Source organism: Thermus sp. KWY1 (assembly GCF_057547025.1).
This window is the reverse complement of sequence record NZ_BAAJPG010000018.1, coordinates 151,944-163,215: the sequence shown is the minus strand read 5'-3', so window position 1 is coordinate 163,215 and position 11,272 is coordinate 151,944. Positions and strand designations below refer to the sequence as shown.

At 64.4% G+C, this 11,272-nt stretch carries 13 protein-coding genes and 1 pseudogene; 2 read left to right on the top strand and 12 right to left on the bottom strand.

Annotation, left to right across the window (positions count from 1 at the left end; genetic code table 11):
- A partial coding sequence (locus tag AC27GT_RS06485) for a transposase family protein (protein ID WP_487223762.1) occupies window positions 1-168 on the bottom strand: 168 nt, incomplete at its 3' end.
- Window positions 169-254: 86 nt separating this feature from the next.
- On the opposite strand from AC27GT_RS06485, the gene AC27GT_RS06480 reads away from it, so the two are divergent.
- Window positions 255-620, top strand: a complete 366-nt coding sequence (locus AC27GT_RS06480) for a DUF4870 domain-containing protein (RefSeq protein WP_487223761.1) — start codon at window positions 255-257, stop codon at window positions 618-620.
- Here the strand turns inward: AC27GT_RS06480 and acpS are convergent.
- Together acpS and AC27GT_RS06470 are read right to left on the bottom strand one after the other, a co-directional pair.
- A complete protein-coding gene (acpS, locus tag AC27GT_RS06475; RefSeq protein WP_487223760.1) occupies window positions 598-975 on the bottom strand; it encodes a holo-ACP synthase in 378 nt (125 codons plus the stop codon). The genes AC27GT_RS06480 and acpS overlap by 23 nt on opposite strands.
- Window positions 972-1,100 (bottom strand): hypothetical protein, encoded by a 129-nt coding sequence (locus AC27GT_RS06470; RefSeq protein ID WP_301335999.1) that lies wholly within the window; start codon window positions 1,098-1,100, stop codon window positions 972-974. Before AC27GT_RS06470 ends, acpS begins: the two co-directional genes overlap by 4 nt.
- A gap of 57 nt (window positions 1,101-1,157) precedes the next feature.
- Here AC27GT_RS06470 and rsmF point away from each other — a divergent pair, with 57 nt between their 5' ends.
- Window positions 1,158-2,525, top strand: a complete 1,368-nt coding sequence (gene rsmF, locus AC27GT_RS06465; RefSeq protein WP_126248292.1) for a 16S rRNA (cytosine(1407)-C(5))-methyltransferase RsmF — start codon at window positions 1,158-1,160, stop codon at window positions 2,523-2,525.
- A 99-nt stretch (window positions 2,526-2,624) separates the two neighbouring features.
- Here rsmF and AC27GT_RS06460 read toward each other — a convergent pair.
- The 9 genes and pseudogenes from AC27GT_RS06460 to pilM all read right to left on the bottom strand — a co-directional run.
- Window positions 2,625-2,777 (bottom strand): annotated as a pseudogene (locus AC27GT_RS06460) (type II toxin-antitoxin system Phd/YefM family antitoxin); the annotation flags it as partial.
- 50 nt (window positions 2,778-2,827) lie between these two features.
- Window positions 2,828-3,880 (bottom strand): 3-dehydroquinate synthase, encoded by a 1,053-nt coding sequence (locus AC27GT_RS06455; RefSeq protein WP_487223759.1) that lies wholly within the window; start codon window positions 3,878-3,880, stop codon window positions 2,828-2,830.
- Window positions 3,858-4,412 carry a shikimate kinase gene (locus tag AC27GT_RS06450; protein WP_015717940.1) on the bottom strand — a complete coding sequence of 185 codons (555 nt, stop codon included), beginning with the start codon at window positions 4,410-4,412 and terminating at the stop codon, window positions 3,858-3,860. Before AC27GT_RS06450 ends, AC27GT_RS06455 begins: the two co-directional genes overlap by 23 nt.
- A 17-nt stretch (window positions 4,413-4,429) precedes the next feature.
- A complete protein-coding gene (gene aroC, locus AC27GT_RS06445; protein ID WP_487223758.1) occupies window positions 4,430-5,581 on the bottom strand; it encodes a chorismate synthase in 1,152 nt (383 codons plus the stop codon).
- A gap of 75 nt (window positions 5,582-5,656) precedes the next feature.
- Window positions 5,657-7,921, bottom strand: a complete 2,265-nt coding sequence (locus AC27GT_RS06440) for a secretin N-terminal domain-containing protein (protein ID WP_487223757.1) — start codon at window positions 7,919-7,921, stop codon at window positions 5,657-5,659.
- A gap of 11 nt (window positions 7,922-7,932) precedes the next feature.
- Window positions 7,933-8,886 carry a competence protein gene (locus tag AC27GT_RS06435; RefSeq protein WP_487223756.1) on the bottom strand — a complete coding sequence of 318 codons (954 nt, stop codon included), beginning with the start codon at window positions 8,884-8,886 and terminating at the stop codon, window positions 7,933-7,935.
- Window positions 8,883-9,506: a type IV pilus inner membrane component PilO gene (locus AC27GT_RS06430; protein WP_487223755.1), complete on the bottom strand. Its 624-nt coding sequence runs from the start codon at window positions 9,504-9,506 to the stop codon at window positions 8,883-8,885. The genes AC27GT_RS06435 and AC27GT_RS06430 overlap by 4 nt, the downstream gene beginning before the upstream one ends.
- On the bottom strand, window positions 9,496-10,119 hold the full coding sequence (locus AC27GT_RS06425; RefSeq protein WP_038031139.1) for a competence protein: 624 nt from the start codon (window positions 10,117-10,119) through the stop codon (window positions 9,496-9,498). The genes AC27GT_RS06430 and AC27GT_RS06425 overlap by 11 nt, the downstream gene beginning before the upstream one ends.
- The gene (gene pilM, locus AC27GT_RS06420) at window positions 10,112-11,245 is read right to left on the bottom strand and encodes a type IV pilus assembly protein PilM (protein WP_038031136.1); all 1,134 of its coding nucleotides are present in this window, start codon (window positions 11,243-11,245) and stop codon (window positions 10,112-10,114) included. The genes AC27GT_RS06425 and pilM overlap by 8 nt, the downstream gene beginning before the upstream one ends.
- Window positions 11,246-11,272 lie beyond the last annotated feature (27 nt).

The following is an 11,272-nucleotide window of genomic DNA, read 5'->3' as shown; positions in this document are numbered from 1 at the left end:
GTGGGGCAAGAGGTGGGGGTTGGCGCGGGCGAAGCGTTCCACGCCCCTCAGGGAGTCCACGCGGGAAAGAAAAGCCACCAGGATGAGGGCCAGGAGGCCCCAAAGGGGGTACTGCCGGTTGCGGGCCCGGGGGTCGGGGATCTGGGACAGGGCTTCGCGCAGGGTCATGCCCCCTCTTTACTCCAGGAGCCGCATATAGGTCAAGTCTGAGGCAGAAGCTAGCCTCTGGCCCATCTTCTTGATAAACTTGCTTTATGGAACAACCCACCCCTTTGACGGATGCGGACCGGACCTGGGCGGCGGTGGCCCACCTGGCTCCCCTGGTGGGGTACTTCATCCTTATAGGTCAGATCCTTCTGCCCTTGGCCATCCTGCTTTGGGGTCCGAAAAGCGCTTTCGTCCAGGCCCACGCCAAGGAGTCCCTAAACGGCCAGATCAGCTACACCCTCTACGGCTTGGCTCTCCTTCTTCTGGCGATGACCGTGGTGGGGCTGGTGATAGCGGTTCCGCTGGCCTTTGCCCTGGTGGTCCTGGTCCTTTGGAACATGATCCAGGGAGCCCTGGCAGCCGGCAGGGGAGGGACCTATGCCTATGTCCTTATCCTGCGCCTGGTGCCCTAGCTTCCAGGACCACCACTGCCAGGGCGTGGCTTTTCTCGTGGCTTAGGGAGAGGTGGGCGAAAAGGTTTTCCGCCTCGAGGCGGGCCCTTACCTTTGGGGCAAAGCGCAAGACCGGTTTCCTTCCCTCCATCCCCACCCAGACTTCCTTCCAGGAAAGGCTTTCGGGCCAGCATTTCTGGAAGGCTTCCTTGGCGGCGATCCGGGCAGCAAGGCTTGGGGCAGGGTCCTGGTGGCGGAGGGCGTAGGTTAACTCCTCCTCGGTGAAAAGCCTTTTTAGAGCCTTTGCCCCGTGCCGTCCCAGGAGCCTTCGCACCCGGTCGATTTCCACCAAATCGGTTCCGATGGCTTGAATCATGGGAGGTGAGGTTTCTGATTGTCCCCCGCCAGGGCCAGGAGCTGGCCTTCCCGGTACCCCAGGGACTTCTTTCCCTTGAGGGTCAGGTAGGCCCCGGGGGCAGGCCTTTCCGCCACAGGAGCCATAGGGCCATTTTAGCCCGGCTCCTTGAGCCAGAGGTTTTTTCGTGCTAGGGTACTCGGGTGTTGCCCAAGGCCTTCCTCTCCCGCATGGCGGAGCTTTTGGGGGAGGAGTTTCCCCTTTTCCTCAGGTCCCTTACGGAAGGGGAAAGGAGTTATGGCCTTAGGGTGAACACCCTGAAGATAACGCCGGAAGACTTTACAAGGATCGCCCCCTGGCCCTTGAGGCCCATCCCGTGGTGCCCGGAAGGGTTCTACTACCCAAAGGAGGCCCGGCCGGGGCCCCATCCCTTCTTCTACGCCGGGCTTTACTACATCCAGGAGCCAAGCGCCCAGGCGGTGGGGGTGCTATTGGACCCTCAACCTGGAGAGCGGGTTTTGGACCTGGCGGCGGCTCCCGGGGGGAAGACCACCCACCTCCTGGCCCGCATGGGGGGAAGGGGTCTTCTTTTGGCCAACGAGGTGGACGGTAAGAGGATCCGGGGCCTTTTGGAAAACGTGGAGCGCTGGGGGAGTAGGCTCGCCGTGGTGCAGGCCCCGCCCCGATTCCTTGCGGAGGCCTTTGGCCCGTACTTTCACCGGGTTCTCCTGGACGCTCCCTGCTCCGGGGAGGGAATGTTCCGCAAGGACCCCGAGGCCATCCGCCACTGGGGTCCTGGGGCCCCCAGGCGGGCTTCCGAGGTGCAAAAGGGGCTTCTCTCCCAGGCGGCAAGGCTTTTGGGGCCGGGAGGGGTTTTGGTCTACTCCACCTGTACCTTCGCCCCGGAGGAGAACGAGGGGGTGGTGGCCCACTTCCTACGGGAGCATCCGGAGTTCCACCTGGAGGATGCCTGCTACCATCCCCTGTTTGCTCCCGGGGTGCCGGAGTGGGGGGACGGAAACCCCGAGCTCAGGAAGGCCGCCCGCCTCTGGCCTCACCGCCTCGAGGGGGAGGGGCACTTCCTGGCCCGCTTCCGCAAGGAGGGAGGCAGCTGGGGCACGCCACCAAAGGAGCGCATTCCCCCCTTGAGCCAGGAGGCCCGGAAGGCCCTTGCGAACTTTCTGGGGGAAGCGGGCTTGGACCTGGAAGGCCCCATCTGGGAGCGCTCAGGCCACCTTTACCTGGTTCCGGAGGAGCTTCCCTCCCTGGCTGGCCTTAAGGCCTCGGCTCCCGGGCTTTACCTGGGTCTGGTGCAGAAGGGACGCTTCCGCCCGGCCAAGGCCCTCGCCCTGGCCTTCGGGGCCACCCTTCCCTGGCCCCGTCTTCCCCGGGTGGCCTTCCCCCCGGAAGACCCCCGGGCCTTGGCCCTGGCCACGGGGGCAGGCGTGGTGTGGGAAGGGGAGGACCTTCCGCTAGCCCTTCTGGTCCTAAGGACGGAGGTAGGGGAGTTTCCCTTGGACTTCGGCAAGGCCAAGGCCGGGGTGCTCCGGCCAGTGGGGGTGGGGCTTTAGGCCTCTCACCATACGATGGCCGCCCCCAGGCTCTTCAGGGCTTCGTCATGGGATACAAGGAATGCCCTTTCCAGGAGGCTTTGGGCTACCAGCATGCGGTCAAAGGGGTCCCGGTGGTTTCCGGGTAGGGTGGAAGGCTTCCCAATCCCCAGGGCCCAGATGCCGCAAGGTGCCTAGTCGTACCCCTTCCTCCCAGGGGCTCAGGCGGGCCAAGGGGCGGCCGTAACGGGTGATGACGATCTCCTCCCCCCGGCGTGCCGCCTCGAGGAGTTCGGAGAGCTTGGCCTTAGCCTCATGTACACTTACCCTGCCTCAAAAGAAGCAAGCCCCTCGAGGACCTCCCGCCAAAGGCCGAAGGCCTCCCTTAGAGTTGCTTCCGGAAGGGGCTTCACCGTGAGGTTTCCCAGGCCCAGGGGCACCACCCAGTGGAGGCTTTCGGAAACCTTCTTTTTGTCCCTGAGGAGGTAGGGAAGGAGGTCCTCCCAGGAAACCCGGGGGAGGGGAGGGGGAGAAAGCCACCTCAGGAGGCGGAGGACCAGGGGGGTGAGGTCCTCCCCTCCCAGGAGTTTGCCGAGAAGGGCAGCGTAGAGGAGGCCGTAGGCCACCCCTGCCCCGTGGGGCAGGGCGTGGTGGGTGTAGGCCTCCAGGGCGTGCCCCAGGGTGTGGCCCAGGTTTAATAGCCTCCTTTCCCCCTTTTCCGTGGGGTCCTGCTCGGTGATCCTCACCTTCACCGCCACCGCCTGGGCCAGATAGGCCTCGAGGCGGGGGCTTTCCGGCGTGAGGTCCTCCACCTCCAAAAGCCCTTCCTCCCCGGAGATGATCCCGTGCTTGAAGGCTTCCACCAGGCCCTCTTTGAAGGTGAAGGGGGGGAGGGTTTTGAGGGCCTCAAGCTCCGCATACACCCCTTGGGGAAAGTGGAAGGCTCCCACCAGGTTTTTCCCCTCAGGAAGGTTGATGCCGGTCTTACCCCCCACGCTGGCGTCCACCACGCTTAGGGTGGTGGTGGGGAAGGAGAGGTAGGGGATTCCCCGGAGGTAGGTGGCGGCCACAAACCCCCCCAGGTCGGTGAGGGTCCCTCCCCCCACCACCAGCAAGGTGGTGTTCCGGGGTAGGCCCTTTTCCGCCAGGAAGGAGAGGACTTGACCGTAGACGGCCAGGGTCTTGGCTCCCTCGCCCCCTTCCAGACCTAGCTGGTGTTGAACCCCGAGGCGTTCTGCCAGCTTCAGGGCAAAGCCTTCCACCCGCCGGTCGTAAAGAAGGGCCGAAGGACCTTCGGGGGTCCGGACCTCCTCGAGCACGCCTTCCCCAATCAGTATGGGGTAGGAAACAGGGTTACGGACGATGAGCCTTCGCATAGCTCCAAAGCTTCTCCACGATCTCCTCCACCACCTCCTCCACCTTCCGGTTGTCGGTGGAAACGTGCACGTGGGCCTCCCGGTAGATGGGGGTGCGGGCCTCGAGGAGGGTCCTTATCCTTTCCAGGGGGTTTTCCCCTTGCAAAAGGGGCCTTTCCCCTGGCTTGCGCAGGGTGCGCTCCAGGATGGTTTCCGGGCTGGCCCAGAGGGCCACCACCGGGCCTCTGGCCAAAAGCTTCCTGCGGTTTTCCGGATCCACGAAGGTACCCCCGCCCAAGGAGAGAACCAGGTACTCCTTGCCGAGAAGCTCCTGCACCGCCTCTCTCTCCATCTGCCGGAAGGCCTCTTCCCCCAGGTGGCGGAAGATATCGGGGATGGATAGCCCCGTGCGCCTTTCTATGTAGCGGTCCAGGTCGATGAAGTGGAGCATGAGGGTGCGGGCCAGCTCCCTACCGATGCGGCTTTTCCCCGCCCCCATGAAACCGGTGAGGCTGATGAAGGTGGCGGGGCGGGGAATCTCCAGGCGGGTCATGGAGCCATCCTACGCCTTTAGTAGGTTAGGACCCGAGCCTTGTACCGCTCCACCCGTTCCTGTATCTCCTCCATGGTGTCCCCGCCGAACTTCTCCAGGTAAGCCTGGGCCAGGACGATGGCGGATAGGGCGCAAAGGATCACGCTGGCCGCGGGCACGGCGGTGACGTCGGAGCGTTCCCTGGCGGCATCGGTGGGTTGGTGGGTCACCACGTCCACGGTGGGGAGGGGTTTCATCAGGGTGGCGATGGGCTTTAAGGCAGCCCTGAGGATGAGTTCCTCCCCGGTGGTCATGCCTCCCTCGAGGCCCCCCGCCCGGTTGGTGGTGCGGTAGAACCCCTTCTCCGGGCTCCAGTAGATGGGATCGTGAACCTCCGAGCCCCGCTTCATGGCGTTTTCAAAGGCGGGGCCGATTTCCATCCCCTTCACCGCGGGGATGGAAAGGGCCATCTGGGCCAGACGGCCGTCCAGCTTCCGGTCCCAGTGGACGTGGCTCCCGAGGCCCGGCACGAGCCCCCGGAAGCGGGCCTCGATCACCCCGCCTAGCGTGTCCCCTTCCGCCTTGGCCTGGTCTATGCGGCGGATAACCTCGGCCTCGGCCTCGGGGTCGGTCATGCGCAAGGGGCTTTCCTCTATGCGGGGTACCAGGTCCCAGGAGAAGGGAACCTGGGCCCACACCCCCGCCATACCCGGCACGTACCCAGTTCCCTCAACTCCAAGAAGGCTCAGGAACTTCAAGGCCACCGCTCCCACCGCCACCCGCATGGCGGTCTCCCGGGCGCTGGCCCTTTCCAGCACGTCTCTTAGGTCCTTGTGGCCGTACTTGATGCCCCCAGAAAGGTCGGCGTGGCCGGGGCGGGCGGCGGTGAGGGCCTTCTTGCGGGGCTCGTTCCCCGGGGCGGGGTCCATGATCTCCACCCAGTTGCGGTGGTCGGCGTTTCGGATGGCCAGGGCCACGGGGGCTCCCGTGGTGCGCCCGGCCCGAATTCCGGCCCGGAACTCCACCCGGTCCGTTTCTATGGCCATGCGCCTGCCCCGCCCGTATCCCTTCTGTCTCTTTTCCAGCCAGGGGTTGATATCCTCCTCGGTTAGGGGAATCCCGGCGGGCAGGCCCTCGATGATGGCCAAAAGCTCGGGGCCGTGGGACTCGCCTGCGGTGAGAAACCTCATGGGCCCATTGTAGGGCAAGCGGCTGGAAAAGACCCGCCAGGGGACTCCCCTGGCGGGTTGGAGGGCACGAGAACCCTAGCGGCTTGCGGTTTCCTTCAAGATGTCGGCGGTGATGACCACCAGTAGCTCCCGGTCGGTGGTCTCCTGGCTCCTTTGCTTGAAGAGTTCCCCAATCAGGGGGATATCCATGAGAAGGGGCACGCCCTGTTGCACCTGGGTGTTTTCCTGGGAGGTGAGGCCCCCGAGGACCACGGTCTGCCCGTCCCGCACCCTTAAGGTGGTGGTTACCACCTGCTTGGTGAAGCGGTCCACATCCCCATCCACCGGGTTGCGCTGGACGTTTCCGGAAACCTCCGCCTTGATGTTGAGGAGGATCTGCCCGTCGGCGGTGATCTGGGGGGTCACCTCCACGATGATGCCGATGTCAAAGGGTACGCGCTCCACCCGGTCGTTCACCACCCGGCGGATGAGGAAGGTCTCCCCGGATTGCAGGCGGGCGGTTTGGTTGTTGAGGACGGTCTGGTTCACATCCCTGAGGGCCCGGGAAAGACCCTGGCGCTGGAGGGCCTCGAGGGTGGCCAGGATGTTCAAGGCCGCCAGGCTCCTGGTGCTGTCAAAGATCAGGGAAAGCCCAGAGTCCAGGATGCTGGCCGCCACGTTCCCCCCGGCAATGGTGTTCCACTTGATGCCCAGGTTGCGGGTGAAGTTGGACTGCACCTCCTGGATGCGCACCCTTAGGTTCACCTGGGGCACCGCCTGGTCCAGCTTGGGGATGAGGCCTTCCACCAGGGCTAGGTCCTCCTGTGTGCCCGTGACGATCAGGGTATTGGTGCGCTCGTCCGCCACCACCGTGGCCTGGCGTGTGGGGGCTTGGGGCTGGGCCTGGCTCTGGGGAACCTGGGCCTGCCGGGCTTGCAAGGCCTCCTGGAGCACCTTGGCTAGCTCGGTGGCCTTGGCGTTGGAGAGCTGGTAGGAACGCTGGAAGACAGGTGGCCCCTGCTCGGGAGCCCGGTCGATCTGAGCCAGGAGGGTTTCCACCTCGGAAAGTTGCTTTTCCGTGCCCCGCACCGAGAGGACCGGTTGCCCGGGCACCGTCTGTACCACGATCCCCGGCACCTCCCGGGCCAGGAAGGGGGCCACCTTCTCGGCGTCGGCGAAGCGCAAGGGGTAGAGCCTCCGCACCGTGGCCTCCTGGGTGGGCGGGGCCACCTGGGGAGGCACATCGGCGGCCTTGAGGATCTCGGCGAAGAAGGCCTGGTCGGCTTCGGTAGCCTCCAGAAGAAGGGCTTTGGGGTTACCCGGGACACCTTCCAGGCGGGCCCCTTTCAACTCCCTTTCCAGGACGGGCTTAAGCCTTTCCTGGGCTTCCTGGAAGGTGAGGTTCTGCAAGGCGTAGACCCGGCGCACCACGGGAGTGGGCTTGGGTACATCGGCCACCTTCAGGAGTTCGGCGATGCGGGCGTGGTCCTCCTCGGTGGCGATGATGAGGGCCCGTTTAGGATCGGTGGGTACCACGGCCACCTGGGCGTTCGGGACCTGTGTTTGCAGGAAGGAAAGGATCTCCGGGAAGGTGGAATGGGTCAGGACATAGGTGCGCTCTACCCGAGGCTTGGGCAGGGTGAGGGCGGGCAAGGGGCGGAAGTCAATCCCTGCCCGCTGCAGGATGTCCGAGAAGCGAGTATGCTGTTCGGGAGTGGCTAGAACGGAGAGAAGGGCTCTGAGTTTACCCCCTTCCTCCACCACAATCCAGTTCACGCTAAGCCCGCTGGCTTCCCGGGAAAGGAAGGGCAGGAGATCGTTTTGCACCCAGGCCTTGGCCCCATCTATGTTCACCACGGTGCGGGCCTGGCCCTGGGCGTCAGTTTCCGTGCGCCGATAGGCGATCTCGGGGATGGCCACCAGGTAGGGCTTCCGCTCCATGGCCCCGGTGCGGCTTGGAGCGTCCACCAAGGCGGTGATCACCTGGGTGGGGGCCACCACCACCACGTCGGGAGGCAGGAAGAGGTAGTCCAGGTTGAACTGGGTGCCGTAGGTGGCGAAGAGGAGGTCCCAGACTTCCCGGAAGGGTTTGCCCTGGAAGTCCAACTTGATGTTGGGTAAGGGGGGCTGGGCCTTGGCTGGATCGCCGGAGGCATCGTAGGCCCGGTAGATAAGGGGCTGAAGGCCCACGCTCCGGGCTAGGGCTTCCAGGACCACATCCAGAGGCATGGTGAGCCCGGCCCGCACCTGGCTTTCGGATACCTTCAGGTCTACCTTGGCGTCAAAGCGGGGTTCCTGGGGAAGGCTTCCCGCCCATGCCCCGGCACCCAGGGCCAAAAGGGTGGGGATCAGAAGTTTCATAAGGGCTTTTCTCACTGGCCACCTCCTGCTTGCATGCTGTCTAGGACAATCTCAAGGCTTTCATCCTTCAAGGCCAACACCACGCGGTCGCTTTCTATGCGGCGGAGCACCGCCTCGCTACCCGGAAGAAGGCTACCCACGGGTAGCACCAAGTAACCCTCCTTGCTTTCCAGGATAGCCACGCTCACCGGACCCAGAAGGGTGCCGGTTAGCTTGAGACCCCTTTCCTCCACCAGGGTCTGCAAGGGGGTTTTGGGAGGCGGAGGGGGTTCCGCCTTCTCCCCCTCTTTTTTCTGAACCGGCAACGGGGTTTCCACAAGCCCGGACGGGGGAGTGAGGACGGGTGGGGTTCCACCCAGCTCGGTCTTAGGGGCCTCCGCCTGCAATACCGGGGCCAGCACCTTGGGAGCGGGCAGGGCTCCTTGGCTTCCCGGGAGAGGCCGGGGTGAAGCTTGAACGCTTGGGGTGGGCAAGGGTGTTCCCTGGGTTACCCGGACAGGGGCCCCTGTGGGTACGGGGGTGGGCCTAGGTGCCGGGGCAGGGGAGGGCACGGGGGGAGAAGGTGGAGCTTCCACCACCAGGGGCACAAAGGGGTTTGGAAGCGGGGCCTCTTGTTGCGTTTTGGGGATGGGCAAGGCTGTGGTCAAGACGGGCTCGCCTGCTTTAGGGGCTTTCTGGGAAGGAGAAGCCTCGGGGCTAGGCTTCGCCGCTTGGTCTTGGGGGGCAGTTTCGGCAAGGGGCGGGATGGGTGGAGCTTCTATGGCCTTGGGAGCCTCCGCTCCCTGGCTGGGCACCTGAGGTTGGCCGGGGGTGGGTTGCACCTCCATGGGTGCCTGGGCTGGCAGGTAGAAACCCACATACCAAAGCGCCACAGCGCTCACCAGGAGAAGGCCCGCCAGGAGGAGCTTGGTGGACTGGGGTAGGTTGCGCCAAGCCGTGGCCAGGCACGCTAGAAGGGCTTTCACCGACCACCTCCTTGGCCTGTTTGCGGCGATGGGGTTGCTTGCGTCTTTGTGGTTCCTTCAGACTGGCCTAGGTCTTTGGCCAGAACGTAGAGGGTGAGGGTCAGGCTGGTGTTGAGGCTTGGGTTAACCTCCTGACCCTGGACGCTCAGGTTCAGCCCGGAGATGGAGCTGAAGCGGGAAAGCCCTTCCAGACGCTGTAGGTAGGCGTAGGTTTCGGGGAAGGGGGCCTCGAGGGAAAGGGCCAGGTTCACCGCCCGCACCTCCGGTACTGGAGCCGAGGTGGGGGAGCGGGTGAAGGAGCGCACCGTGACGCCGCTCCTTAGGGCCTCGGTCAGGATCTCGTTCAGAACCTGGGAAAGCCGTTCCTCCTTGGGAAGCGCCCTCAGAAAGGCTTGGCGCTCGGCTTGCAGCTCGGCGATGGTGGCCCGGAGTTCCGGCAGGGCGCGCTGGGCTTGCCTTCCTTTATCCCGTTCGGGGATAAGGGTGTTGATCTCCTGGCGCACGCTTTCCGTTTCCTGGCGCATGGGGACGATGAGGAGGAAGTACCAGAGGAGGGCCACCACCAAGGTGAGGGCGATGGCGATCAGGGCCCATTCCCGCTGTCCAAGTCTAGCGAGCACTTTCCCCACCTCCCACCAGGCCCACCCGGGCGCTAAAGGTGTAAAGCCCCCGGTTCTGGTCCAGGGAAGCTCCCTGGAACTCTATGCCGAATCGGGGCGAGGTTTCAAAAGCCCGCACGAAGCTCACCAGGGCATTCTGGTTCAGGGCTTCCCCTTGCACGGTGAACTCCACCTGCACCTTCTTGCCGTCATAGGTTCCGGCTTGAGCCATCCGGTTGGCCTCGTCCTCGGGAATGGCCCGGGTACCCACGGAGCGCAGGGCCACGGGGAGGCGTCCGCCTTGCTGGGGGATTTGCCGGATAAAGGCCGCCAGATACTCGGACCAGGGGACGAAGTTCTTCTTGAGGCCTTCTCGGATGGCGAGGAGGGCCTCGAGGGTCTTCCTCTCCTGCACCAGGCGGTTTTGTTCGGCGATGAAGGGTTTTAAGGCCTCCACCTCCGCTTTCAGGGCATCCCTTTCCTGCTTGGCCAGGGTAAGTTCGGTGTAGGCGGTGTAGTGGAGAAAGCCCAGAAGGGAAAGGGTCAGCAGGGCAAAAGCCCCTGCCGCCAGGCGCCACCAACCCGGTTCAATGCGGCGGCGCAGGTTTTTGGGGAGAAGGTTAAGCCTAATCAAGGGGCATCACCCCCCGTAAGGCCAGGCCCACGGGCACCAGGAACTCCGGTCCCATCTCCTTGATCTTTTCCAGGTCAAAGCGTCTGGGATCCACCTGTATGCCCTGCCAGGGGTCGGGGACGGTGAAGTTGACCCCCAGGGTATCGGTAAGCAAGGTGGACAGGCCCCTAAGCCGGCTTCCCCCGCCGTAGAGGTACCCTACCTCCGGCTGTATGTCCCCCAGTTGCACCCGGAAAAACTCCAGGCTCCGGCGGATCTCCTGGGTAAGTTCCACCAGGATGGGCCGGATGGCATCGTAGATTTTGGCAGGGCTGTACCGTTCCCTCTCGGCGTCAAAGTCCAGAAGAAGCTCCTCGTCCTCGGTGGGGATGGTGGCGAGGCCGTAGGTGCGCTTCACCTCCTCGGCGGTGAGGAAGTCCAGGCCAAAGCTTTTCCCAATGGCTTCGGTGAAGTCCTTGCCGGAGAGGGTGAGGATCCGCACCGCCAAGGGACGGTCTCCCTTAAGGAGAACCAGGCTGGTGCTTTCTGCCCCGATTTCCACGGCCACGGAAACCCCTTCCGGGTCGCTGCTGAGCTGGGCTTCCAGGGGATAAAGCCCGGCAAAGGGCTTCACATCCAAGATGATGGGGGTCAGACCTGCTCCCCGCAGGGCTTCCAGCAAGGAGGCCACTGCTTCCTGCCGGGCGGCCCCCACCATGACCTCCACCTGCTCCCCATCGGCTACCTCGGCCAGGGGATCCAGGGGGGCGAAGTCCAGGACCACCTCGTCAATGGGGAAGGGGATGTACCGCTCCGCTTCCCAGCGAACCGCCTCCTCCATCTCCTTGAGGGGCATCTTGGGCACCTGAAGGGTGCGCAGAATCACGCTGGGATTGGGCACGGCGGTGACCACGTAGCGCTTTTTGGTCCGGGCTTCGGCGAGAAGTTCCTTGAGTTCCTGGGCCAGGGCCTGGGGTTCGGCGATCACTCCTTCCACCAGCATTCCCGGGGGAGTGGGCCGGGTGGCCAGGGCCCTGAGGGCGGGAGGATTTCCGGAGAGTTCCACCAGCTTTAGGTTGGCGGCGCCGATCTCCAGGCCCAGCGCCTCCACGCGGGGTTTGAATAGCTTGCTAAAACCCGAAAACACGTTGCCTCCTTAACACGGGGCGGTGCA